Source organism: Lactiplantibacillus sp. C232, from assembly GCF_023806725.1.
Taxonomy (GTDB): domain Bacteria; phylum Bacillota; class Bacilli; order Lactobacillales; family Lactobacillaceae; genus Lactiplantibacillus; species Lactiplantibacillus plantarum.
Genome location: NZ_JAMSKZ010000009.1, coordinates 42,850 through 67,540 on the forward strand (window position 1 = coordinate 42,850; position 24,691 = coordinate 67,540).

Genomic DNA, 24,691 nt, shown 5'->3' on the forward strand with positions numbered 1-24,691 from the left:
AACTGTTCCAATCAATTTAATTATACCACTTCGGCTACCGTTGGCCGTTGTCAGACACGTTTAATCGACAGATTTCAGTGCATCCAGCATATTGACTCGCTTTAACTTACGATGCATCATTCCCATGACTAATAAACTAAAGGCCAGGGTCAATAATGCCGCGTAAACGTAACTCAACGGATGAATCGTTGGTGAAAACATTAACGCGTTCGTTTCAGCCGTTTGCAAGATATATGCGTGCAACCAGTTGCCCAAGAAACAACCGGCAATAATGCCTAAAACCGTCAATATCAGATTTTCACGGAAAATATACATCGTCACTTCACCATCGTAAAAGCCCAACACTTTGATTGTCGACAATTCCCGGATCCGTTCAGAAACATTAATATTCGTTAAGTTATAGAGCACTACTAGCGCTAGTGCCCCCGCCGAGATGACAAAGATCAATACGACTAAGTTCATGCTATCTAGCATTTTAAAATTAGTGGCTTTCTCTGTACTCATCAGTGTCACGTTCTGAACCCCCGCCTGTTTCAATAGCCGGTCCGCATAAGCATTTTCTTGCTTTTTCGTTGCCTGCTTAAACCGGACATAGTTCGTGTTATATACTGGTGCCTGCTTGAAGACACGTCGATAATAAGTCGGACTCATATAGATAAAGTGATTGACGTAATTTTCAGCCACCGCACTGATGTGAATCCGCTTGGTGGTTTGCCCGGCCAACTTGATCGTTAAATCATCGCCCGCCTGAACGCCATATAACTTAGCTAATTTTTCATCGATGACCGCACCGCGATCACCAATATGAATGGCCTGATGACTTTGTCGGTGCCGTAATACCACGAACTTGCTTAGCGATTGGTGGGGTGCCGGTATACCGAGCGTAGCCGTCTGTTCTGCTACCCCGGACTGTTTGACCGTCACCTGCTTGGCCTGTAATTTCAAACTAGCCTGGTAAAGTTGACCACGACTGAGTGCTTGCCGTTGTTGGTCCGTTTCGTTCCCACTACGCGTCACCACAGCATCGTAGTGCCACAATTCGTTAAATTGCTTGACGCTAATATCACCAATGGAATCCTTTAAGCCAAACCCCGTAATCATCATTGCCATGCAGCCCGCAATACCGAGCACGGTCATCAGCAACCGTTGCTTATACCGAAATAGATTACGAAGTGTGATTTTATGATTAAAACTCAGCCGATGCCATAGCCATTGCCAGCGTTCTAATAGCAAAGTCTTACCGGCCTTAGGTGATCGTGGCTGTAAGAGTTGCGCGGGTAAACTGTTTAAATCCACGCGGAGCACGACCAGTGCCGTCCCCAACGTGCACAACAACGCAATGGCTAAGGCGATACCAATGTCCATCCAAATGTATTGAACGTTGATTGCGGGCAAATTATACATACTACCATAGGCCTGCGCGATAAACCGCGGGAAAAAATTGACGCCGAACAGGACACCTAGCGCGGTCCCAATCAGCGCGGCTAAACCACCATAAATCATAAACTCGCTACCGACCGCGGTATTCGTATACCCGAGGGCCTTTAACGTCCCCATCTGTAGCCGCAATTCTTCAACCATCCGCGTCATCGTCGTTAGACAAATTAACGCGGCAATCGCAATAAAGAACAGCGGAAAGACAGTCGACAGTGCCACGACTCGTTGCGTATTTTCGTGATATTCTGTGTAACCCGGATTATCCGTACGGTCAGTGTACAAATAAGTCGGCATTGTGATGGCCGCGACCTGGGCCTGCGCGCGTTTTAATTGGCTTTGTAACTTGACTAGTTGTGCCGTTCCCGCTGGTACTTGACTAGCAAGTTGCTGGGTCGCCTGTTGCAATGGTTTCAGCTTAGCCTGGGCCTGGGCTTGTAATGCCTGCTGCCGCTTACGCGCTTGTGGTTTTAACCAGCGTTTGAGTTGCGCGGTGTTCTCGCGATTCAAGCGCCGATACTTCGCCGTGTAGGGGGTGACGCCCCGCAAATTTTTGAATTGCACGTCAATGCGCGTTATCACACTGGACTTAATCACCTGCGGACGGACATAGACCAAGTAGTCCAAAGTCCCTTTACCAACGTTGGTGACGCCACGATTCGTATTTTCAACATACGTTGGTGAATTGACAAACCCCACGACCTTGAATGTTCGCCGCGTGAACTGTGCATTGCGCTTAGCCGTACTGCTAATTCGATACGTTGAACCGACTTTTAGCTTCGGCTGCAATCGCTGTGCTTGCGCGTCTAACACGATCTCATTGGCATGCCGCGGTAACCGTCCCTTAACGATCCGTAACCGATTCAGTCGTTGGGTTGTCGGTAACGCCATCACCCGCACGACTTGACTATTGTTCAACTGATTAACATCAGCATAGCGTGTCGCTTGGTAAGTGAGCTGTGAGCGGTGTTGATTCAGTACTCGTGTATCGGCCTTAGTCAGCCCCATTGTCGACTGGACACTATTGGTCGCCAGCTTTTGCTTCGCATAATAATCATTAGCTGCCTGTGACATATCCGGACCAGTCGCCCGAATTCCCGTATAAAAAGCAACCCCTAAGAAAATGATCAGTAATATTGAAGCAAAACGGGCTTTCGACGACCAAATCTCACGCATAATTGTTTTAAAATAAGCTGCTGTCATCGCTGCACCTACCATTCAATCTCAGCCAAAGGCGTTGGATGAGCATTATGCTCAACCGACTGCACTTGAGCATCATTGATACGAATGACTTGGTCACCCAGCTGCGCAATCGCACTATTATGCGTCACAATGATGACCGTTGTCTGCGTCTGCTTAGCTGCATCTTGAATCACCTGTAAGACTTGCTTCCCCGTCTGATAGTCGAGCGCGCCAGTGGGTTCATCACAGAGTAATAATTTGGGATTCTTCGCAACTGCCCGCGCAATTGCGACCCGCTGTTGTTCACCACCGGACAACTGGGCTGGAAAGTTATCTGACCGGTGCGTCAGTCCTACCAAGGTCAACGTCTCATCAACGTCACGTGCGTCCTTGGTAATTTGCGACGCCAACTCGACGTTTTCACGCGCCGTCAAGTTCGGAACCAGGTTGTAGAATTGAAAAACGAACCCGACCGCTTGCCGGCGATAGGTTGTTAATTGCCGTGAGTTGAATTGCGCAATGTCCACACCATCCACCAGTACACGGCCGCTCGTAGGACTGTCCATGCCACCTAAAATATTGAGTAACGTGGACTTTCCCGCACCACTCGGGCCTAAAATCACAACGACCGCACCCTGGTCAACTTCAAATGAAATATCACGATTAGCAACGGTGACCTGCTCACCATTTTTAAACTGGCGCGTTGCCTGCTGCACTTCGATGTATGCCATAATTTAGCCTCCTATATGTAATCGGTTACTATTATCATACCGTATTTTCAAGATTCACGGTTAGCATTTAACCCACCGCTTGCATTTTGCCTCGCATTGCCCGTACAATGACAACAGTCACTGACACTGATAATTCCAGTGTTATCACCCGTTATCCGAGGAGGTCCAACTATGATTGCCCAAGCCATTGCGACTGTTTTAATGCTAATTGTTTTTATGTTCGGTTTTACTTACTTTCTGAATAGCCTATTTTTCAGACGCATCGAAAAACACGACCGTGAACAAACTAAAAAACGCGAACATCAAGACCACCACTCGTCTTAATGCTCACGTCAGTACGTATTATGTTAAAAATAGGACTGCCAGTTAAGATCAAGGGCAGCCAACTTCGGCCTGTCGGAAAAGAGGTTGTTTAGCGTAACCTGGCTTTGATTACACGTCTAGCAAGACTTACAGGCAGTTCTACCAATGGCTAAAATATGCTCGCTGTCGCCCCACACTACTAGATCAACGCTTCATTTTCCTCATTCAACTTGTCACAGTCAATGATCAATTGACAAACTTCTTTGTCTGGCGTCAACTTCATCGAATACTTCCGCCCATATTCAATCATCGTGTGATGGGCTTGATGTAATTCTGCCGGTGCCAACACACTCACGATTTTTTGTTCAACTTGTAACGGCGTCGCGGTCTGAGCGACAAAGTGCAAGCGTTTCGAGATTGCCGAGACGTGTGTATCGACAGCAAACGTCGGTTGTTCAAAAACGTCACTCAATACCACGTTGGCAGTTTTGCGGCCCGCACCTGGTAACGCCATGATGCCTTTACGATCGGTAGGCACGACATCGGCTAATTCTTCATGGACAATGCGCGCCGTTTTAATGATGTTGCGGGCCTTATTATGAAATAATCCGACGCTCTTGATAATTGCTTCCACATCCGCAACATCGGCAGCCATCAAGTCCTTTGGTTCTGGATACTTCTCAAACAGCACCGGCGTCACCTTGTTAACCGAGACGTCGGTCGCCTGAGCGCTCAGAATTACTGAAATCAAATACTGAAACGGCGTCCGCGAGTCCAGGGAAGGCCCCACTGGTCCGATGTCTGCTTCCATTTGGTGAATTGCCCACACGATCTGATCATCTTTTAGCATTGCGCTTACCGCCTCTTTCTTATCCTGTTTCTAAGTTAATTTTAAGGCTGAGGGGGTGTAATGTCTATTATTAAAAATATCGCGGCCTTATTTCTAATCCAAACTCTAATGACATGAACACAGTACCATTAATTTCTATCAATCATCATCACGATCAGCAAAATAGGCGGCCCGTTGCCGAGCCCAATATTCATGGTCGGCGGTGGTGATTTCTCGTAAGACATGGCAAGGATTGCCGACCGCAACCACGTTATCCGGGATATCATGAGTAACCACGGAACCAGACCCAATCACGACGTTACTCCCAATCGTGACACCCGGATTAACGACCACGTTGCCCCCAAACCAAACATCGTGTCCAATCGTAATTGGCCAACCATATTCGAGTTGTTCAGCACGAATGGCGGCGTCAATGGGGTGACCCGCCGTATATAAGCCGACCCGCGGCCCCATAAAGACGTTGTCCCCAATCGTAATCCGACCCACATCAATAAAAATCGCATCGTAATTGGCGTAAAAGTGCTTGCCAATTGTCGTGTTACTTCCATAGTCGGTATGAAATGGCGGTTCGATATAGCCCCCGTCACCAATTTTGTTGAACATTGCCGTTAACAATCGTTGCCGTTCTTCTGGTTGGGCTTCGGTTGTTTGATTAAATTCCCGTACTAACCGTTTGGCACGATGATTTTCACGTCCTAATTCTGGATCATCAGCAACGTACAACTCACCCGCCAGCATTCGTTCTTTCTGTGTTTTCATACTCCCAGTTCCTCCCATCAATCGCATTTCACTTTCACCAGCATAGCACGCAATTATCACCATGAACACGCATTCTCGAAAGCAACCGCCCCCATTTTGAGTATCGTTGAACTTTTAAGCTTTTTTATACTGCGAAAAAATCATTATCGTTTATAATGAGAGGTATACACACAATTAAGGGAGTTTTAACCATTGAAAACATTTAAAAGCATTATGAGCTGGGTGGTTCCGATTGCGATTGGCTTGATCATCGCCCTACTGATTCGTCAGTTCTGGTTTACTATGGTCAAAGTCGATGGGACTTCGATGCAACCGAATTTACAAAATAACGAACGCGTCGTAGCTTTTAAGACTAGCAAAATCAAAGCAGGTTCCGTCGTCGTCTTCAACGCCTACGGACTCGATCCGAACCAGACCGACAAAAACGCCGTTTATGTTAAGCGGGTCATTGGGATGCCTGGGGATACGGTCCGCTACACAAGTTCCGGTAAACTTTACGTGAACAACAAATTAGTCAAGCAAACCTACCTCAAAAATAAGTATCAACAAACGACTGGGTCCTTCATGGCTAATAGTCACAGTAAGTTCACTGGTTGGACACTCAATAGTTTGAGCCATGATCAAGGCTGGGCCAAGTCCGTGACCAACAATACGGTGCCGAAGGGTTACTACTTTGTCCTTGGTGATCACCGGAGCGTCTCTAACGATGGCCGTTACTGGGGGCTCGTTCCTAAGAGCAAGATGATTGGGGTCGTCAAAGCATGGCCATGGCAGAACCGCAAACAATATATTAATAACTACCAACCTTAAGATTTGAACACCTTATCAGCAAGTCGTTAACTGCGACTTGCTTTTTTGTTATACAGATGACTCGTCTGTATTTGCATTGTCCTCATTTATGGCCGATACAAAGTCATTGGCGTCATTAGACAGAACCGGCAACAATACATCAATCATTTTCAAAACTAACAAATAAACGAATCAACAAAGTTATGAACAACTTGTTGATTCGTTTATTTGTTAACCAGACTTTTATCCACAGTTAATAACTTAATGCCGTTATCCACAGTATCTGCATAAGTCTTCAATTGATTTGATCAGTTTTCTGAACAGATTATCAGCTCCGACTATTTTTGGCGCTGACGCCAATCCTGGACCCCAAAATACCCACAAATAATTGGGCTTAAAGGAACCAAAATCACTGCCATCAAAATATTCTTAAAGAAGTTGATAAAGCCATCCATGAAGTCACTCTTAGCCTCGACTTGCGGCGTTAATGCGGTTGGAACAGGTTTGGGCTTTGTCCGCTTGGCTGCTACTGACCATGGTCGGCCAGAGTCCTGAATGATTTGCTCATCGTCTGGTCGCGTTGACAGTGTTTCCTTGGGTTGTTTACGCCAGACTTGAAACACCCGCGGCCAACGATACTTCACAATCGGAAACAGCACGAGCGCACAAATAATACTGTAAATGACGAACGGATTAAATTCTAACACGATCCGATTGACTTCCTGACGGGCCGTAAAAAACATGATAATGAAGACGGCGATTGCACCGTAAAACCAACTAATTATTAAATGACTCGTTTTCCACACGTTGTGCCACCTCCCCGGTTGTTGACATACTCAATCGCACCATACTTTTACACTGCAAGCCAGCTTCATAGATCGGGTCTGGATAGTTATCCACAAAAAAGTTGACCCACACTTCAATCATCTCAAAACCAGCGTGTTGATAAATCGCTAGTTGCCGCAACGATGAATTACCAGTGCCAATTTGCAGTTCATCACAGGTTGGCGCTGCTTGGCAGACTGCAATTGCCGTTGCTAGTAAGGCCTTAGCAATGCCGCGATGTTGATAGGCGGGCGCCACCGCAATATTTTTAACTTCCCACACCCCTGTTTTGAACGTTGTCAACACGACAACACCCACCACTTGTCCATCTTGTTGATAACCATAACATTGGCCTGTCGATAAGTACGCTGTGACCTGTGCCCAAGATGGATCAGCTAATAACAGTAAATCCCGTGGAATTTGAGCTGCCGCTATCGGTTGGATTTTCATGACTGTCGCCTCTGATGCCGTTGATAGCCGTTACCCCAACAAACATAAGGAATGATGACCGCAATAATTGCTAAAGCATACTCGCGCACCGTTAAGTTCATGGCATTGACCACGACAAGGTACGCCAAAAAAGCCGTCCATAAAACCGGAACGATACCGCCGACCCAAAAGTAGCGACTGGCCGTAAACAGGTACTCTTCTAAGATAAAGATAACAATTGCAATAACACCTAAAATTAGTAATTGCATAATGCCACTTCCTAACTTGTGATTAACGCAGTGCCTACTGCTTGTTTAACTGTTGTAGCATATCCACAAAACGTCCGATTGTTAAGTTAGCCACATCTTCATCAGAATAGAAGATGATCATTTGGGACCGTTGTTCTGGGGATAAGTTCGCTTGGGAGCCAAAATAAACTAGGTAAACGTCCGCGCTGTGGTCCGTCAAACTCTGACCATAATCTGTATCTAACGTGAAGTTGAAATCTGCACCCAATTGTTTTTCCATGGCGGCCATGAAAGCTTGCACATCCGCAGTTGCGACCGTCTCTTGGCCGGCCACCGTACTCGTAATAACATTAACTTGCATTTTAAAAGCTCCTCGTTAAAATTTTTAAACTCAATTTTCACAGTAGCGCACTTTTGTATAAACCGCAAGCCACTAGTTGTCCACAGTGGATAACTTATTCCGTGACCGGTACAGTCAACTTATCCCCAGTGTAAACCATCGTTGTCACCACACTTGGTGCCAATTCTTGTCTCGTTGCCGCACGACCAGTTGCGACGTAATGCATCATTCGCAACGTTGCGCCGTCCACAATCAACAAGACCTGACCATGATCAGGCGTTGCCGCCATAACCTGTTGTAACCCCTTTTGATAGCGATCCCAGAACTCCTGCCCACTTTCCGCCAATCCATCCGCATCGTGATCGTGCAACAATGTCTGTAGCTCACTGGGGGTCTGATCTGCGGCAAAAGCGGCCACACTCTGATAACCTAGCTTAGTCGCAAATCCTGACCAAACCGCCGCGCGTTCAGTGCCTTCAAAGCCGCCATAGAATGGCGCACGTAACGCGACTACCGTTCGCAACTTAACGGGTTGTGCTCGTGAGTCTAAGATAATGCGCGCAGTCTGAATCGCCCGACTCGTATCACTAGCGAAGGCGGTATCAAACGTTGTCGACGCCAACTGCTGCGCAACCTTGGCCGTCGCCTGTTCGCCAGTCGCCGTCAACGGCGTGCCGCTCCAACCCTGGAACCGGTCAAGTTGATTAAAGTACGTTGCTCCAGCAACGACTAAGTGTAAGGTGATTGATTTCATGGTTAATTCTCCGTTAGTTTTTTTAGATTATTCAACTATTTTAGCATAAAAACTTGGCCGGACAAACGGACTCTAGGACTTGTTTAATATGAATTTGAGTAGAATTGTCATCAAGCATGAAACAACTCTCATTTTAAAACATACAGCTGGCAAACAAAAAATCAGGATAAGAATCAGATGTGCATCCTTATCCTGACTTTAATTATTGTGCGGCAACAGCTCGTTCATTTTGGCTAACCGAGAATTAGCGAAAAATCGCCATGCCAAATACTCATCAAGTCACGACACGTCTTTTGATGGTAAGCTTAACACCATCATTGTGTATTTCTCTTCATTAGTAGCATTAAATGTATAATATCGAACATTGTTATATGCCACAGTCATCAGAAATTAAAGGTATTATAGTTCGCTTAATATATTCTATTCAGAAATTGTCACAAAGCACGGGCGTGTTGCCTTTAGTTGACAGTCTAGCCAAGCCAACAAATACTATTTTCCTAATGCGACCGTTTTACTGACCACTAATCACTAGTCGCTTTAGTAGGTACTGGCTTTCTGCGCACTAATGACCCAATCACCATTCTTCTTCTCATAAAACATCTGCATCTGCAACCGCCAAGTATGCGTACCACCACCCCAAATTCTTGCTTGAACTTGGTTCTGACCAATTAAGCTTGCCCGGTTACCTTCAATCTGAATAGCTTTGATGGTATCTTCTTTTGAAGCAAAATATTGCATTTCTTCATTTTGAATTTGGTCAATCCACTCCAATTTAGACTGCACATACCCCGTCATGTGGGTTAACTTCATAGTTGGTGCCAAAATTTCATTTAACCGACTGAGGTTTTTCTGAACCATAGCAATATTTTCATCACGATACAATTTAATAATCATTTCTTTATCCGTCATTCTTACCACGCTTTCTTTACTTACATCAAGCATGATACCAACTTTTCTATGCCAAAACCATTCAGAAATCAAGGGTCATTCATAAGTAAAAATTATGCAAAGGTTTGTTTCAATAATTCAGCAAAAGTTTCGATATAATAACCTGAATTATTAGCTTGCCAATAAGCGTAATAGTTCTGAACCAATTTTCGGTTTCCTTTAACCAAGGAAATCATTTTAACAATATCTTTATCTAATTGTGTTCTCATCCGCTGATTGATGATCAAATACCCCTGATTAGACGCGATCAACATTTGTGCCTCGTCATAGCTTTTAGCAATCACAAACTCACTTTTGACACCTAAAACATTGCGATAATACTCCTCTTCTGAGACTTGCTGATTGCCATCAATAATCAAAATACAAGGAATATCCACTAAGTCGGCAACATCGATTTTTTGTGTCTCAACTGGCAACGAATTGTTAACGGCAACCATAAACTCACTAGCAGTCAAAAATTCATTTTGATATTCATTGGATAAGGCCCGCCGTTGATCAGAAAAATTCAAATCAATTTTTCCTGTCTGTAATAATTCATAGAGTTCTTCGTGCGTGCCACTACTAATTTTGATTTTCACTTTAGGAAACTCCTGAGTAAACTTCGAAACAGTTTGTAAAAACTCAGCAGTCCCAAAACTTCTTAAATAGCCAACCCGCAACTCGACCTCATCATTCTTTTCAATTTTGATGGTTTTCTTTATAAGTTGGTCCACATCCGCCAAAATATCCTGACTATGAATATAAAAGTACTGACCCGCTTCAGTAACTTCAAAGCTGCGTCCTTTCCGATTCAATAACTTCACACCAAGTTGACTTTCCAACTCCTTCATTTGCTGAGAAATCGCTGACTGCGAAATGTGGCAGTCCACGGCCGCTTGAGTAAAACTATGATTATTAACGATTGCGATAAAATACTGCATCTGTTGAAACATTACCGGCACCTCAACCTTTACAAAATTATCTTTGAATGTTCAAATTTGTCATATTATTTTAATTAGTATAACCTTAATCAACAATTTGAGAAATGTTTTGCAGCAGAACCTGAACCGATTCCCTGCCATGCTTATAAACGAAAAAAGTCACTAGCTATCTAGCTAATGACCTTTTGAATATTATTTTGCATTTAGTCCAACACTATCATGTGCATAATAATCATTATCGACAATCGCATTCTTGACAAAATCCGCAATTGAATTGATTGAGACATCATGCCCACCAAATGGTTCGCCTTTTTTCGTGATTTCATAATCAACAGGACCACCAGTAAACCAGCCCGGACGAATCAGGGTGTAGTTCAAATCAGAAGCTTCAACAACATCGGCGGCTTCCCGATAAGTGCGTAGCACTGGATTACTACTTAAATTTCCACTAGCACCAACCGAAGCGGGAATTTCATCATAAATACCCATTGAAGTAATAAACAGCAATCGTGAAACCTTATTCCGGTCCATTGCCGCAACAATTTTTTGGGCAAAGCGACCTAAAGAACCACTCAAGGCAACAAAAACAACGTCTTGTCCTGCAATCGCCTTGTCTAAGTCACTATCTTTAGTAACATCGCCAGCGATAACACTTTCACGCTCACTAGTCTTTAATCGATTGGCACTTCTAGCAAACAACGTTAACTGATTATCGGTTTCATTCAAAAGCGTTTGTCGAACTGCACTGCCAATAGTCCCCGTTGCACCAACAATTAAAACTTTCTTCATGTTTCCCTCCTATTTATCACTGACAATGACCAATGACTTAATCGCATTCCGTTGGTCCATTGCTTCGTACGCAGCTTGAATATCATCTAACATAAACCGTTTCGTAAAGACTTGGCCGGGCTGAATTTTCCCCGTCAAAACAGCATCTAACAAAACTTGCTTGTCATCCGTCGTTACAGCAGCAATCCCACCACGTAAGCCAATGTTCTTCCAAAAAAGATTATTAGTATTCATTTCAGCCTTTTGTGGGACCCCAACGCGACCAACAACCGCACCAGGACGGCCGACTTTAACTGCTGTGTCAACGGATTGTTCAGTACCTACACATTCAAGTACCGCGTCAGCCCCAGTTTCGGTCAAAGCCATCACTTTGGCAACTGCTTCATCACCACGTTCAGCGATAATGTCCGTGGCGCCAAATGCTTTTGCTAACTTTTGCCGATCTTCATGGCGACTCATTGCGATGATCCGCTTAGCGCCAAGCAATTTTGCGGAAAGCACCCCGCTCAAACCAACGGCACCATCACCCATCACAACAACGGTATCATCTTTTTTGACTTCTGCGCTAGTTGCGGCGTGGAAACCCGTTGCCATCACGTCAGCTAAGGCTAAAAAGTTGTTCAGCATGTCGTCAGAATAATCTTCGGGTTGTCCAGGAATCTTAACTAACGCCCAGTTTGCATTGGTAAAGCGTAAGTATTCACCTTGATAGCCACCGTTACCGCCGGCTTCTTGGTTTAAGCAATCCCCATCAAAACCGGCTAAACAAGCGGCACAGTGCCCACAACCATGGGTGAACGGTGCAATCACGAAATCGCCTGCTTGTACATCTTTAACGGCTGAACCAACAGATTCAACAATTCCAATTGCTTCATGACCAACGGTTGAACCTGCTTGGCGTTGTGAAATCCCGCGGAACCACCACAAATCCGACCCACATACACAGGCCCGGAGCACCCGAATAATTGCATCGGTTGGCTTTTGAATAGTTGGTTTGTCGTATTCTTTAACTTCGACTTTTCCTGGTTCAATAAAAGTTGCTGCTTTCATAATAAACTCTCCTTAAAATTCTATTTCTGGACGCCATTGTTACGAACTTCTGAAACATTACCATACCAATATTGTGCGGTAATTCCGCCATCAACCAAGAAATCACTCCCTGTGATAAAGGCACCACGGCGATCCATTAAGAGTTCCGCCAAATTGGCAATTTCATCGGGTGTTCCTGGACGCTTCGTAACCATTGACTCGAACATCTTTTTGTAACCCGCACCACGCGGCCCGTTCAATTCGTCAACGGCTAATGGTGTCATGATAATACCGGGGCTGATCGTGTTGATCCGTGCACTGCGAGCTTGCCACTTAACTGATTCGGCAGCGACCCGTAAAACATTGGTTCGTTTCGCATATTGATAAGCCGCCAATGAATCCTTGATCACGTCCGGTTGTAAAATTGGTAAATCCAATAATTCTTCAGTCGGTGTCATGGCCAAGGCTTGATTATCTGCTTGTGATAAGGCGGGTAATCGGTGTCCTGATTGCGACGAAATGACGATTCCCGCACTACCGGGAGCCATGACTTGACCAAATTCTTCTAACAAAACGGCAGTCCCGTAAAGGTCCACTTTGAGCACTTGCTCTGGGCTCGCTTGGGATGGTGAAACACCAGCCGCGTTGACCAATCCCATAATCTTACCAAGCGATTGTGCCTTAGCAACCACTGTCTTAATAGATTCCCGTGATGAAAGATCCGCTTGGATGGTCTTAACGTTAAATCCAGCTTCCGTCAAGTGTTGTTTCATTTCAACTAATTTTGCTTCATTATAGTCTGCCAACAATAAATTTCTACCGGCAGCAACACGTCGAACAATTGCTTCACCAATTGAGCCGGCACCGAAAAGCACAATTACTTCGTTATTCATATTCATTGACCTCTTTACTTGTTTTGATTCACCTTAACTTACAAGTCATATCTTACAAGCAAACGTCTTTTAGACCAATTTCAAATTCAGCTCACATTGATAAGTTTTACTTATCAATGAAAACACCCGTCACTCAAAAACAAGGGACGGGTGTTTTGGTTTAATGTTTTCTAAACTGCAGTCAATTATCGGTCAATGTATTAATCATTACACTTCCAAACGGCGACCTGCCATCCACTTGATCATTTTAGGATCAGCATGTGAGAAGAACTGGCTTTCGCCATCATTAAGAGTCGCAATTTGTGCTTTGTCGTCATCGGTTAATTCAAAATCAAAGACGTCCAAATTTTGACGCATCCGTTCTGGTTTAACCGACTTAGCTAAGACAACAATATCTTGTTCAATCAGCCAGCGTAGAATAACTTGTGCAACGGATTTGCTATATTTATCCCCAATCTTAGTTAATACTGGATTTTTGAAAATATCATTCTTACCTTCTGCGAATGGGGCCCAAGCTTCCAAGGAAATGCCTTCATCACGTAAAGCTTGAATATTATTCGTTTGTTGCTGGAACGGATTGATTTCGATTTGATTAATTTGTGGTGTAACGTCATTAAATTCAGCGAGGTTCACCGCCTGTTCAACACTAAAGTTAGAAATACCGATTGCACGAACTTTACCCTGTTTTTGTAATTCTTCCAATGCACGCCAAGCCCCAAAAGTATCGTTGTATGGTTGATGCAACAGTAATAAATCCACGTACTCTAAGCCTAACCGATCGAGTGAACGTTGAAACGAGCTCATGACACCTTTATAACTAGTATTTTCAACCCAAATCTTAGTCGTCACAAACAATTCTTTGCGATTAACACCCGAAGATGCAATACCACGACCCACGGCCCCTTCATTTTCATAACTTTGTGCCGTATCAATATGCCGATAACCGGCTTGAATCGCATCACGCACCGCATCTTCAGCTTCTTCAGGATCAGTAATTTGGAATGTCCCAAACCCTAATACCGGCACTTCAACACCATTGTTTAACTTAATTGTTTTCATTAATAGCGTCCCCTTAGTTTAATTTAACTTGACGATTAGTCGTCATGCTAATGCTCAGCACCAAACCCGCAATAAAAATGGAATAGATCATCGCTTGTGGATAAATAGTGATTGCTAAAATTAGCCCAATCAATTTAATTCCTAGATCGAGCAATACGACCCACGTTGGCGTCTTATACAACAACCCAAATTTGGCGCGTGGATTGAGCCGGCCTAGATTCAGCGATAGAGCAACGTTCAATAACGAAATCGCAATAATAATAATCCCATAAAGCGCTTGGGCAGTCGCATTATCAAAACTGTCCGCAACCAGGCTCGTTGTGTATGGAAATAACGATGCGAAAAACAGCAACACTAGTGTTAAGAGCACGGTTGTCATATTAATTGCCCGAACTGCTTGCCAACTATTATGATGTGACATCCACATTAATCCAATCCAGAAAAACGACAGCGCATAGGCGAAGAAGCTCGCATGTAGCGCCCATAATCCAGCCCAACTAACGGGATTTGGTTTACTCAAGTCAAGAACCAAAATTGTCATAATAATAGCTAGAATCGCATCTTCAAATGCGGTCAGTCGTTCATTATTCATTAAAAGATCCTCCAATTTATTAATTAACTTAATTATAATTCAGCATTACATTAAGCTAACTAAAAGTGACTTACCAAGTCACGCCAATGACTGTCAGTCACGTTGCGTAACACGGTGTATCCATTGATTGATCTGTTTAACTTCACGATCAACTTTATTACCGTCAATGACTAGAGCAGTCTCATATTGGTTAGTACTCGAACCGTCGACTTTTAACATGCCTTTGAGCCGTTCCACGCTATCGCCCTGACCATAACCACCCTCTGTCATAAACGGTGCAATCCGCTTATACTGAAGTAGACTACCATACTGGATTAAAAAAGCAGTCATCGGATGCGATAAAGTCATCGCCCATATAGGATAACCCAAATAAATAGTTTGATACTGGCTCAAATCAGGAACCTGCATATTCAATTCCGGATAATTAGCAGTTTCGCGCTCCGAATTAGCACGCGCTAACGTTTGTTGATAATTACGGCTATAAGGTGATTTAACCACAATCTCCAAAATATCGGCCTGAGTCTCTTTAGCAATTTGGCTAGCAAGCAATTCAGTGCTTCCGGACCGTGAAAAATAAATAATGATGCTTCGAGCCTGCTTTGTTAATCGTCTAGTAGGCTGATTGCTAGCATTCGTATCCATTCCATCAGATTTAGTTCCCGCACCATGTCGCCAGATACTAGCCGTTTTCCCCAACTGATAAGCCACTACTGGCTGATCACTGATTTGATTGTCCATTACTGCTGATGCTGACTTAACATCCATACGTTTTTTAAGCACCATTAACTGCTTACCTCCAATTAAATCAAAGCACTGCCGATGTAACGTCACCATTACTACTTATACACTAATGATGCTTACCCTTGACCATCCTTAAATGCAGGATAAAGTGTCATACCACCATCAATAAATAAGGTAATTCCCGTGACATAACTTGATTCGCTGGAAGCCAGCCAAGCAGCTCCGGCTGCAACCTCTTCTGGCGTCCCGATTCGGTTCATTGGCACCATGTTAACGGTCTGGTCATACTGCTGTTGATCGGCAAACTTTTCAGCATTAATTGGTGTGTTGATTGCACCAGGGCCGATTGCATTCACACGAATATTGTCCTGCGCATATTCCATAGCAATCGTCTGAGTAAAGAGTTTGACACTCCCCTTAGCAGCTGCATAGCTCGCAAAAGTTGGCCAAGGAATCCGTTCGTGTACGGATGACATGTTGATAATATTGCCCGGCTTTTGATGCGCTTTAAAGTACGCAAGGGCTGTCCGTGAACCAAGGAACACACCGGTCTGATCAATAGCCGTCACCTTATTCCAATCATCCAATGAGACTTCATGAGTTGGTGACTTAATTTCCATACCAGCATTGTTAACCCAAACATCTAGGTCACCGAAATGGTCAACGGCCGCGGCTAATAATGCATCCACACCAGCTTCGCTCGCAATATTAGCTTGGACAATAACAGCGTCACCACCAGCTGCTTTTACGGTATCAGCTGCTTTTTGCGCACCGGCGGGATCACTATTATAGTTAATGACCACTTTCATTTTTTCTTCACCAAATCTTTTGGCGATTGCCGAACCAATTCCTTTAGAGCCACCTGTAATGACTGCTACCTTACCATTTAAATCTTCATACATTTTTACTTCACTCCTTAACAATAACTATTTGTTTACGAAGCGCCGCTACTTATCGCTCCGATTGAATGTCTATATATTAATGCTAAAAAGACACTTTGAAAATTACTTGATAAACATGCTAGCATTCGTTTAACGTATGGCATAACTGTGTGACCTTTGGCTCGGTCAGTGACACACGCCAACATTGCTACACCAGTGATATATCACTGATTATTAGTCGTTTCTAAACACAGGTACAACTCCACAATCATTCCTAAAAGTATAACTTGCTCATTCAACATACTAACTTGAAGTCAATCAATGCCACTAACACGACTAACCAAAATCAGCGGTACTTAAGAATAAAGGTATTCTTGAACACCGCTGATTACTGATCAGACATCATAATACTAAAGGAACTAAAATTGCATTAGCGCCGCTCATTTTATGGCTAATTTTTCATTAGTTCGTCTTTTGTAAAGAAACCAGCTCAATTATTCCGTCGCAAGTTGATCATATGACGTTTCAGTTTAAATTAAAGTAGTGACGACTGCACCGATCACAATCAAGACTAAGCCACTCAAAGTTAAAACTAATTCACGTTTGGATTTACGCTCGTGTAAAAATACCATGCCACCTAATGTTGACAACACAACGGATAACTGCGAAACCACAAAGGCCGTATTGACCCCATTCTGGCTAACTGAAACAATGTATGTCAACGAAGCTACTGAGAAAACTAATCCACCAATAATGTTCAACCAACTAGCCCGTTCTGCCACAATTCGACCTTGACCACTTATTAACATATAAACAATAACGGCTACCATCATTCCCACTGATTCTGGTAAAAAGATCGCAATACCAGACGCAGATAACGCCTTTGGAATCGCATTAAAGACAATAAATCCAATGGTCGTCACAATCAACATCACAATCGTTCGTCGCTGATTACTGCCAGTCACTTCTTGGCGATCTTGAATTGAAGTCATGATGACACCAATCACAAGTAACAAGACCCCTAAGCCACCCACAAGCTTTGCAATTGTCGTTGACCATTCACCAAATAAGAAAACACCAACTAACGATGTCCCAACTAACTGTAATCCAGTTGAAATCGGCATCGTCTTAGAAACACCTACATTGGCGTATCCCGTATATTGTCCCAACTGACCAATAATCCAAAAGGCACCAGCAATCATGGCCATAATAAATGAAGTCACGTTAATGGCTGGGTGAACGATTAGCTGAACGACTAAACTAGCAATTAATGTTCCAACGGCCGTACCAAAAATTTGATTAACTGGTCGCCCGCCTAATTGGCTCACAATTAGTGGTAACACGCCCCACGCAATCGCAGGTAGTAACATCCAAACAATATTCATTATACTTTCCTTCATTCCTTTAAAATTTTGTGGTGCGCACTGATTGCAAGCAATGTTCACCAATTAATTAATAAAAATTTGGTTTTGAAAATTCAGTCTGCGGTTCTCCTAAGCCTAGGCTTTCACGATGATAGTCACCTTTACCAGCCAGCAAATTAACGACAAATTGTGCCACAGCTTGCCGCGTCACTTGGGCCGAAGTAAATGGTTCACCCTTCTTAGTTACCATAACTGCCGTATTACCAGTTTGGTTATACAGCCACGTAATCCGTAACAACACATAGTCGAGGTCACTTGCTTCAATTAAATCAGCTGCCTGTTTACGATCTGATTGCCAAACGATACCGGTATGTTCACGATACCATTGCTGAAACGGGCCACTGACTTCTTGATAAAGATCTGGAATACTGGCTACAATGAGTCGTTTAACCCCCATCGCATCCAAAGCCTTAATCAAGCCGGCAATAATATCCGGGCCAGCAACAAAGCTCAGATAGACCGCGTCTACTCCGTTTAATGCGGTTTGAACCTTATCAAATTCAAGAAAATCACCGTCCACAAATGTCACTCGTGTCGAATCAAACACTGTCAATCGTTGTGAGACATTATGTCCATACAATACCAACTGATCATCGGTTTGCGCCAACAGCTGCCGTGTGACCATTTGACCAATTTGACCCGCTGCACCTAAAATCATTACTTTCATTAATAATTCCTCCGTTCAATTCAAAATAAACTTTATCAATTTGTTTCTTAACAACTATCCTGCTAAACGATACTAATCAAGCCCTGATGGCATGCGACTCTTCTGAATACTGGTGCCAAAAATCTGATCAATTGTTAACGGATCATGATGATCAAAGAACTGACTACGATGTTGATCAAGTTGGGCTATCCGTTGCATATCTTCGTCAGTAAGTTCAAAATCACAAACGTTTAGATTCGCAACCATCCGTTCCACATGAATCGTCTTTGGAATTACCACAATATCACGTTGTAATAACCAACGTAAAATAACCTGACTAGCAGTCTTGCCATATCGTTGACCAATGGCGACTAATACTGGATTTTCAAAAATCGCTTGTTTACCTTCCGCAAATGGTGCCCACGCTTCAACTTGAATACCTTCAGACTGTGCAAAATCAATGGCTTCTTGTTGTTGATACCATGGATTGACTTCAATCTGATTGACCACCGGCTTGATTGTCGTCGTTAATTCCAGATTTTTAAGTTGATCAGCAGAAAAGTTCGATACCCCGATAGCCCGAATTAATCCTGCTTGATGAGCTTCTTCCAACGCTCGCCAAGCACCCACAACGTCACCATAAGGTTGGTGTAATAAATATAAGTCCAAGTAATCTAGTCCCAAACGCTGAAGTGAAGCCTGAATTCCTGCTTTAGCACGTTCGTATAACGCATCCGCCACCCACAGTTTAGAAGTAACAAAGAGTGATTCACGTCGAATCCCACTATTTTTTATCGCACGCCCGACTGCAACTTCATTCTGATAAGCCGTCGCGGTGTCAATTGAAAGATAACCCGCATGTAACGCCTGCGTTACCGCACGTTCACATTGTTGTTCATCTACAATTTGGAAAACGCCGAAACCAACTTGCGGCATTTCAATCCCACTACTTAGTCGGACCGTTTGCGTCATGACCATTTTGTTTCACACCTTTCTGATTGAATGACACTATCATAAGGCGAGATGGATTGTTTGAAAATTACTAGATAAACATGCTACCATACGTTTAATGTATGCTTAGGAGTGAATTATATGATTGAAAGCTATTTATTAGAAGAACTTAGCGTCTTCGCGCAAACCGGGACACTAACAAAAACTGCAACACAGTTGAATGTGACTCAGCCTTCCGTCACTCGTGGTATGCAAAAATTGGAAGACGAGTTTGGGGTTCAGTTATTTGAGCGCCAGGCCAATCACATTCAGCTTACCCCCACAGGCGTTCTTGCAGCTGAAGAAGCTACAAAACTACTGAAGCTCAACACGGCCATGATTACGAAGGTGCAGAACTATGATCAAGGTCAACACTTAACTGCGATTGCAGCGACTGTTCCAGGTCCATTAATCCTCCTTGGTGAGCTACAGCCCACGCTTAGCAGGCATATCCAAATTGACACTAATGCCATTTCCAATCAGCAAATTACTGACGCACTCAATAATAACCAATACACCGTGATTTTTTCTGATCAGGAGATTTTTACGGATGAGATTGAATCTCAATACATTGGTGAAGAACGACTACAAGTTAACTTGGATCAATTTACTTACTTAGCCAATCAACCAACCGTAACCTTTGAGGAACTGCAAGGTATGAGTTTCATTGTGATGCGTGCCATTGGCCCATGGAGTGCAATTATTCAAGATAATATTCCAGAGGCGAAGTTTATGTATCAAGATGACCGTGACGCTTTTGCTGAAATCACTAAATACTCACGTTTTCCATTCTTCACGACTAACCTATCGCAAAGCGACCCGTTCTTTAATGAGCAGGTTAAAAACGATAAGGACCGGGTAACTGTTCCAATCAGTGATGACAGCGCCAAAATGGTCGTATATGCTAACTACTTGATTGCCCAAAAGAAACACCTAGCTCCCATGCTTAGCGAAATCCAACAACAGTGGCCCAAGGCACTACAAAGTAAGTAACTATTACAGAAACCTAGCAATCCGCTAATGTTTGCTACGACACACACTAACCTCATAAACATCAATTAGAAGTTACACATTCAGCAACACTATTGCCACTATCCCTAATGTTGTCATGAGTAACGGCGACAACGGTTTGTTGATTTGCCCATGCCCCGTTCTTCGGCTCAGCTTTGAGTACTAACCAGATGCCAATTAACATCAAACTACCAATACCAATTAATCCTAGCCCGACCTTTTTTATTTTCATCATCCCCTTAAATCAAAGCTTATCCATTAATACTCAACTTATAACAGGTCTTTAAAATACTGTTTAATCACGTTAGTTTGATTAGCAGTAAACCCTGCTTTTAAATCAACGTTTTTTCGTTCGGTCAATGAAGCTAATACTTTGGCACTTGCCGTAATTGAACTACTAGCACTGGTAGTGAACGGTACAATCGTTTGTCCAGAAAATTGATATTCAGCAAAAAAAGTATGAATCACCATTGGTGGCTGATACCACCAAGTCGGAAAGCCTAAATAAATCGTCTCATAATCATTCAATTGATGGTTAAGTGGTCTTAATTCTGGTATTATTTGCTGGTCTTTTTCCTGCTCCGCACGTTTAGCAGCTTCAGTATAATCGTCTGAATAAGGTTCTTCTAAACGAAGTATCTCAATATCAGCGCCCGTTATCTCAGCAACCGTATTAGCAGCCCGTTTAGTATTATCCGTGAGTGAAAAATACAACACTAATGCGTTACTTGAATTTTTCATTCAATCACTCCTCTCATCCAAAAATTTCCTACCATTCAGGATATATTGGATTATCTTAAATCATTATGGTACTGCAATAGATCAGTCCTCAGCGTTGTGACTATCATCAATAATTTTGTTGCTTTGTTGTGGAAATAGTTGTGCTGCCTCACTGCTTAAAATATGTTCTTGGAAATGATCGATTTTATAGGACAAATATGCAATTGTTTGTCGTGTCTCTCTCAACTGTTGCACTAATTCATCACGTTGATCGATCAGTAAGTCTCGTCGTACTTCTGGTGAAGTATCCGGTTGATGAAGTAGTTTCATATACTCAATCAATGATTCAATCAACATTCCGGCCTGGCGTAATGACCGGACATAGTAGATCCAATTCAAATCACGCTCACAATAATCACGATTGCAACGACAATACCAATTCCCCATCTTTTCAACTTAATCATACCTTTCTTGATTTTTAACAAACATCATGTTAAACCCTGGTGTGAACTCCAAGGCAAGAGAAAAGTCTCATTCGAACTAACTGCCAAATGGCTAACTCTTAAATTCTCAACTTGACACCACCAGCGATTTCCACATAGCCACGCTCAATCTGAATCGTGTTCGAATGGCCCCCAAAATGTTAAAGCGGCCTAAAGTTTTATTTTCTTGCAGCAAAATAACAGTTGGCAACCGAAAAGTAAGTTGTCACAAATCCGACAATCAATATAAACAGCCCCTGAAACCAGTCCAAAAACGATTGGTTCAGGGGCTATTTATCACTTAACAAACTAGGTAACTAGGAGTTAGCTACCTAAGCAGTACGCTCAAATTTTCCAGTCTTTTTGGACTAGCCCATTTGGTTTGTTGGTCGAATAATAACTTCATTCCAAGCAGCATCGGCGGGCATATCAATAGCTTCTTTAATTGTTAACGCTACTCGATCAACTGAAATACCAAACGATTCATAAAACTTCTCCATACCAGCTTTAACCTCAGGATCAGTTACAGAAGAAAGCAAGTCAGTGTTGATAGCACCCGGTGAGATAACCGTTACCCGAACATTATTCTTGGCTTCTACCATTTCTTGACGGAGCGATTCACTGATAGCGCAGACTGCATATTTGGTTGCTGAATAGACGGCACTACCTGAATGAGCAGTGTGTCCAGCAACAGAAGAAACGTTGATAATGTGTCCTGCCTTTTGTTTATCCATATACGGAATCGCTGCACCAATACCGTAAAGCGTTCCCTTGATATTGATATCAATCATATTGTTCCAATCATTGATTTTCTTTTCAGAAAGGATCGATTGAGGCATAATACCAGCATTATTCAGCCAAACGTCAATCCGACCAAATTTATCTATCGCTAATTTAGCGAGTGCTTCAACCTGATTATCATCAGTAACATCGGTTGCTTGATAAGCAGCTTCGCCACCTAACTTCTCAATCCCATCAGCAATTTTCTTTAACTTATTCTCGCGCCGAGCTCCCAAGATAACCTTTGCACCATCTTTAGCCACTAATTTAGCTGTCGCTTCCCCAATACCACTTGACGCACCGGTAATAACGATTACTTTCGATTCACTCATTAATAAAACACTCCTAGTCTACTTTTCAGTACTAAAGTCTAACGCCATCGTGGCATATTTTTCTTCATTTTCAGCTGACGGTGTGTAATACCGAATATTCTTCTTTACAGCAGCAATTTGAGCCATTTCTTCATCAGTCAGTGTAAAGTCAAAGATGTCATGATTATCACGAATATGATCCGGATTAGTTGATCCAGGAATCACAATGAATCCCATCTGTGTGTGCCAACGTAAAATAACTTGCGCACTCGTTTTATGATACTTCCGACCCAGCTCAGCAAAAATGGGTTCTTGAATCAGACTCTTGTCGCCATGACCTAATGGGAACCAAGCCATCAATCTTGTCCCAAACGGTTTCAAAATTGTTCTAACTTCATCTTCAGTAAAGTATGGATGTGCTTCGGCTTGAATCACATGCGGTTTAATTTCAACATTATCCAATAACTGTTGTAATTTTTCGCCTTGAAAATTTGAGATACCAATTGCCTTGACCTTGCCATCTTTATAAGCTTTTTCAAGTTGATGGTATCCAGTGAGAAAGTCACCAGCTGGTTGGTGTAAAAACATCAAATCAACATAGTCAGTTCCTAAGCGTTGCAGCGTATCATCAACCGCATTATTGTCTGTATAGACAGATGGCCAAAGCTTCGTACTCAAGAATACATCTGAACGACTAACGCCGGAACGTTTAATACCACGCCCCACACCAGTTTCGTTCATATAAGCATTAGCAGTGTCCACCAAGCGATAACCAGCTTTCAAAGCGTCAACTACAGCTTGCTCAGCATCATCAACTGACATTTGAAAAGTACCAATACCCATTTCTGGAATCTTCACACCATTATTTAGTTTAAAAGTTGCTTCTGACATATTTATCTACCCCTTTATTATTTTAATTGTGCCAAACTTGCTCCAAAAATTTGTTCAATAACTCTTGGATCACGATGATCAAAAAACTGACTTTCGCCTTTGTCCAAGTTATTCAGCGCATTCATTTCGTCACTTTTTAACTCAAAATCAAAAACATTAATATTTTCCGCCATTCGATTCTTATGCACTGATTTAGGAATAACAACAATTCCTCGTTGAAGTAGCCATCTAAGAATCACTTGACCATTAGACTTGCCATATTTGTTAGCAATTTCAGCAATAACTTTATTAGTGAAAATTTCGTGCTTACCTTCTGCAAACGGTGCCCAAGCCTCTACTTGAATATCATCGCTTTGTGCGAAGTCAACTTCTGATTTTTGTTGGTACCATGGATTAACTTCGATTTGATTGATTGCTGGTTTGACTTCATTTGATAATTCCAAGTTTTTTAATTGGTCACCATAGAAGTTAGAGACTCCGATGGCACGGATTTTACCAGCTTTGTAAGCCTCTTCCAACGCGCGCCAAGCACCTACAACATCTCCATATGGCTGGTGTAGTAGGTACAAATCCAAATAATCCAAGCCCAGATTATTTAATGATTGCTCAATGCCCTTCTGTGCACGTTCATAATTAGCATCTGAAACCCAAAGTTTAGAGGTAATGAAGAGTTCCTTACGATCAACCCCGCTCCGTTTAATCGCCCGTCCGACCGCTGCTTCGTTTTGATAGGCAGCCGCAGTGTCAATCAAGCGGTAACCAGAATCAATTGCATCAACAACCGCTTGTTCACATTGGTCTAAATCTGTAACTTGAAACACACCAAACCCTAATTTGGGCATCTCAACACCATTATTTAATTTAACTGTTTCCATTATGTGATCTCCTCTTTATTTAATTGATGAATTCATTATAAGGTCGATTTAACTCGCTGAAAATT

The 24,691-nt window shown here is 42.9% G+C and carries 29 protein-coding genes; 2 read left to right on the forward strand and 27 right to left on the reverse strand.

All coding sequences use genetic code 11. The features are described from left to right. Window positions 1–60: 60 nt before the first annotated feature. The 4 genes from MZO41_RS09785 to MZO41_RS09800 all read right to left on the reverse strand — a co-directional run bounded on the left by MZO41_RS09785 (window position 61) and on the right by MZO41_RS09800 (window position 5,259). The gene (locus MZO41_RS09785) at window positions 61–2,652 is read right to left on the reverse strand and encodes an ABC transporter permease (protein ID WP_003642133.1); all 2,592 of its coding nucleotides are present in this window, start codon (window positions 2,650–2,652) and stop codon (window positions 61–63) included. Next, the gene (locus MZO41_RS09790; RefSeq protein ID WP_003642134.1) at window positions 2,646–3,347 is read right to left on the reverse strand and encodes an ABC transporter ATP-binding protein; all 702 of its coding nucleotides are present in this window, start codon (window positions 3,345–3,347) and stop codon (window positions 2,646–2,648) included. The genes MZO41_RS09785 and MZO41_RS09790 overlap by 7 nt, the downstream gene beginning before the upstream one ends. A 502-nt stretch (window positions 3,348–3,849) precedes the next feature. After that, window positions 3,850–4,500 (reverse strand): endonuclease III domain-containing protein, encoded by a 651-nt coding sequence (locus tag MZO41_RS09795; protein WP_003642136.1) that lies wholly within the window; start codon window positions 4,498–4,500, stop codon window positions 3,850–3,852. 138 nt (window positions 4,501–4,638) lie between these two features. Further along, on the reverse strand, window positions 4,639–5,259 hold the full coding sequence (locus tag MZO41_RS09800) for a sugar O-acetyltransferase (RefSeq protein ID WP_003644763.1): 621 nt from the start codon (window positions 5,257–5,259) through the stop codon (window positions 4,639–4,641). A 192-nt stretch (window positions 5,260–5,451) separates the two neighbouring features. Here MZO41_RS09800 and lepB point away from each other — a divergent pair, with 192 nt between their 5' ends. Beyond that, entirely contained in the window at window positions 5,452–6,069 is a 618-nt protein-coding gene (gene lepB, locus MZO41_RS09805; protein ID WP_003642138.1) for a signal peptidase I, read from the forward strand. A 317-nt stretch (window positions 6,070–6,386) separates the two neighbouring features. Here lepB and MZO41_RS09810 read toward each other — a convergent pair whose 3' ends face one another. The 17 genes from MZO41_RS09810 to MZO41_RS09890 all read right to left on the reverse strand — a co-directional run bounded on the left by MZO41_RS09810 (window position 6,387) and on the right by MZO41_RS09890 (window position 19,544). Then, entirely contained in the window at window positions 6,387–6,854 is a 468-nt protein-coding gene (locus tag MZO41_RS09810; RefSeq protein WP_003642139.1) for a hypothetical protein, read from the reverse strand. Then, window positions 6,826–7,323 carry a GNAT family N-acetyltransferase gene (locus tag MZO41_RS09815; RefSeq protein WP_003642140.1) on the reverse strand — a complete coding sequence of 166 codons (498 nt, stop codon included), beginning with the start codon at window positions 7,321–7,323 and terminating at the stop codon, window positions 6,826–6,828. The genes MZO41_RS09810 and MZO41_RS09815 overlap by 29 nt, the downstream gene beginning before the upstream one ends. Beyond that, window positions 7,320–7,571 carry a hypothetical protein gene (locus tag MZO41_RS09820; protein ID WP_003642141.1) on the reverse strand — a complete coding sequence of 84 codons (252 nt, stop codon included), beginning with the start codon at window positions 7,569–7,571 and terminating at the stop codon, window positions 7,320–7,322. The genes MZO41_RS09815 and MZO41_RS09820 overlap by 4 nt, the downstream gene beginning before the upstream one ends. Before the next feature lie 34 nt (window positions 7,572–7,605). Continuing rightward, window positions 7,606–7,911 carry a hypothetical protein gene (locus MZO41_RS09825; RefSeq protein ID WP_003642142.1) on the reverse strand — a complete coding sequence of 102 codons (306 nt, stop codon included), beginning with the start codon at window positions 7,909–7,911 and terminating at the stop codon, window positions 7,606–7,608. Window positions 7,912–8,005: 94 nt separating this feature from the next. Continuing rightward, window positions 8,006–8,644, reverse strand: coding sequence for a histidine phosphatase family protein (locus MZO41_RS09830; RefSeq protein ID WP_003642143.1), 639 nt, complete (start codon window positions 8,642–8,644; stop codon window positions 8,006–8,008). A 537-nt stretch (window positions 8,645–9,181) separates the two neighbouring features. Beyond that, window positions 9,182–9,586 (reverse strand): nuclear transport factor 2 family protein, encoded by a 405-nt coding sequence (locus MZO41_RS09835; RefSeq protein WP_003642144.1) that lies wholly within the window; start codon window positions 9,584–9,586, stop codon window positions 9,182–9,184. Window positions 9,587–9,645: 59 nt separating this feature from the next. After that, window positions 9,646–10,524 (reverse strand): LysR family transcriptional regulator, encoded by an 879-nt coding sequence (locus MZO41_RS09840; protein ID WP_003642145.1) that lies wholly within the window; start codon window positions 10,522–10,524, stop codon window positions 9,646–9,648. A 180-nt stretch (window positions 10,525–10,704) separates the two neighbouring features. Then, on the reverse strand, window positions 10,705–11,301 hold the full coding sequence (locus MZO41_RS09845) for an NAD(P)H-binding protein (protein WP_252129679.1): 597 nt from the start codon (window positions 11,299–11,301) through the stop codon (window positions 10,705–10,707). A gap of 9 nt (window positions 11,302–11,310) precedes the next feature. Then, entirely contained in the window at window positions 11,311–12,351 is a 1,041-nt protein-coding gene (locus MZO41_RS09850; RefSeq protein ID WP_003642147.1) for a zinc-dependent alcohol dehydrogenase family protein, read from the reverse strand. 20 nt (window positions 12,352–12,371) lie between these two features. After that, window positions 12,372–13,229 carry an SDR family oxidoreductase gene (locus MZO41_RS09855; protein ID WP_013355875.1) on the reverse strand — a complete coding sequence of 286 codons (858 nt, stop codon included), beginning with the start codon at window positions 13,227–13,229 and terminating at the stop codon, window positions 12,372–12,374. Between the two features lie 201 nt (window positions 13,230–13,430). Then, window positions 13,431–14,282 (reverse strand): aldo/keto reductase, encoded by an 852-nt coding sequence (locus tag MZO41_RS09860; RefSeq protein WP_013355876.1) that lies wholly within the window; start codon window positions 14,280–14,282, stop codon window positions 13,431–13,433. Window positions 14,283–14,295: 13 nt separating this feature from the next. Then, complete coding sequence (locus MZO41_RS09865) at window positions 14,296–14,874, reverse strand: TMEM175 family protein (RefSeq protein ID WP_013355877.1); 579 nt, start codon at window positions 14,872–14,874, stop codon at window positions 14,296–14,298. 93 nt (window positions 14,875–14,967) lie between these two features. Further along, the gene (locus tag MZO41_RS09870) at window positions 14,968–15,657 is read right to left on the reverse strand and encodes a flavodoxin (protein ID WP_013355878.1); all 690 of its coding nucleotides are present in this window, start codon (window positions 15,655–15,657) and stop codon (window positions 14,968–14,970) included. Window positions 15,658–15,731: 74 nt separating this feature from the next. Continuing rightward, the gene (locus MZO41_RS09875; protein WP_013355879.1) at window positions 15,732–16,517 is read right to left on the reverse strand and encodes a glucose-1-dehydrogenase; all 786 of its coding nucleotides are present in this window, start codon (window positions 16,515–16,517) and stop codon (window positions 15,732–15,734) included. A 509-nt stretch (window positions 16,518–17,026) separates the two neighbouring features. Next, window positions 17,027–17,881: a GRP family sugar transporter gene (locus tag MZO41_RS09880; RefSeq protein ID WP_013355880.1), complete on the reverse strand. Its 855-nt coding sequence runs from the start codon at window positions 17,879–17,881 to the stop codon at window positions 17,027–17,029. A gap of 67 nt (window positions 17,882–17,948) precedes the next feature. Further along, window positions 17,949–18,587 carry an NAD(P)H-binding protein gene (locus MZO41_RS09885; protein ID WP_013355881.1) on the reverse strand — a complete coding sequence of 213 codons (639 nt, stop codon included), beginning with the start codon at window positions 18,585–18,587 and terminating at the stop codon, window positions 17,949–17,951. Window positions 18,588–18,659: 72 nt separating this feature from the next. Further along, complete coding sequence (locus tag MZO41_RS09890) at window positions 18,660–19,544, reverse strand: aldo/keto reductase (RefSeq protein WP_022638522.1); 885 nt, start codon at window positions 19,542–19,544, stop codon at window positions 18,660–18,662. A gap of 114 nt (window positions 19,545–19,658) precedes the next feature. Here MZO41_RS09890 and MZO41_RS09895 point away from each other — a divergent pair, with 114 nt between their 5' ends. Further along, complete coding sequence (locus MZO41_RS09895; protein WP_003642156.1) at window positions 19,659–20,549, forward strand: LysR family transcriptional regulator; 891 nt, start codon at window positions 19,659–19,661, stop codon at window positions 20,547–20,549. Between the two features lie 61 nt (window positions 20,550–20,610). Here the strand turns inward: MZO41_RS09895 and MZO41_RS09900 are convergent, their stop codons facing one another. The 6 genes from MZO41_RS09900 to MZO41_RS09925 all read right to left on the reverse strand — a co-directional run bounded on the left by MZO41_RS09900 (window position 20,611) and on the right by MZO41_RS09925 (window position 24,626). Next, on the reverse strand, window positions 20,611–20,802 hold the full coding sequence (locus MZO41_RS09900; RefSeq protein WP_003642157.1) for a hypothetical protein: 192 nt from the start codon (window positions 20,800–20,802) through the stop codon (window positions 20,611–20,613). A 35-nt stretch (window positions 20,803–20,837) separates the two neighbouring features. Beyond that, window positions 20,838–21,308, reverse strand: coding sequence for a flavodoxin (locus MZO41_RS09905; RefSeq protein WP_003642158.1), 471 nt, complete (start codon window positions 21,306–21,308; stop codon window positions 20,838–20,840). An 81-nt stretch (window positions 21,309–21,389) separates the two neighbouring features. Continuing rightward, window positions 21,390–21,734: a MerR family transcriptional regulator gene (locus tag MZO41_RS09910; protein ID WP_225867878.1), complete on the reverse strand. Its 345-nt coding sequence runs from the start codon at window positions 21,732–21,734 to the stop codon at window positions 21,390–21,392. 403 nt (window positions 21,735–22,137) lie between these two features. Next, a complete protein-coding gene (locus tag MZO41_RS09915; protein WP_003642160.1) occupies window positions 22,138–22,881 on the reverse strand; it encodes an SDR family oxidoreductase in 744 nt (247 codons plus the stop codon). Window positions 22,882–22,899: 18 nt separating this feature from the next. Beyond that, window positions 22,900–23,751: an aldo/keto reductase gene (locus tag MZO41_RS09920; RefSeq protein WP_003642161.1), complete on the reverse strand. Its 852-nt coding sequence runs from the start codon at window positions 23,749–23,751 to the stop codon at window positions 22,900–22,902. Between the two features lie 17 nt (window positions 23,752–23,768). Beyond that, window positions 23,769–24,626, reverse strand: a complete 858-nt coding sequence (locus MZO41_RS09925; RefSeq protein ID WP_003642162.1) for an aldo/keto reductase — start codon at window positions 24,624–24,626, stop codon at window positions 23,769–23,771. Window positions 24,627–24,691: the final 65 nt, after the last annotated feature.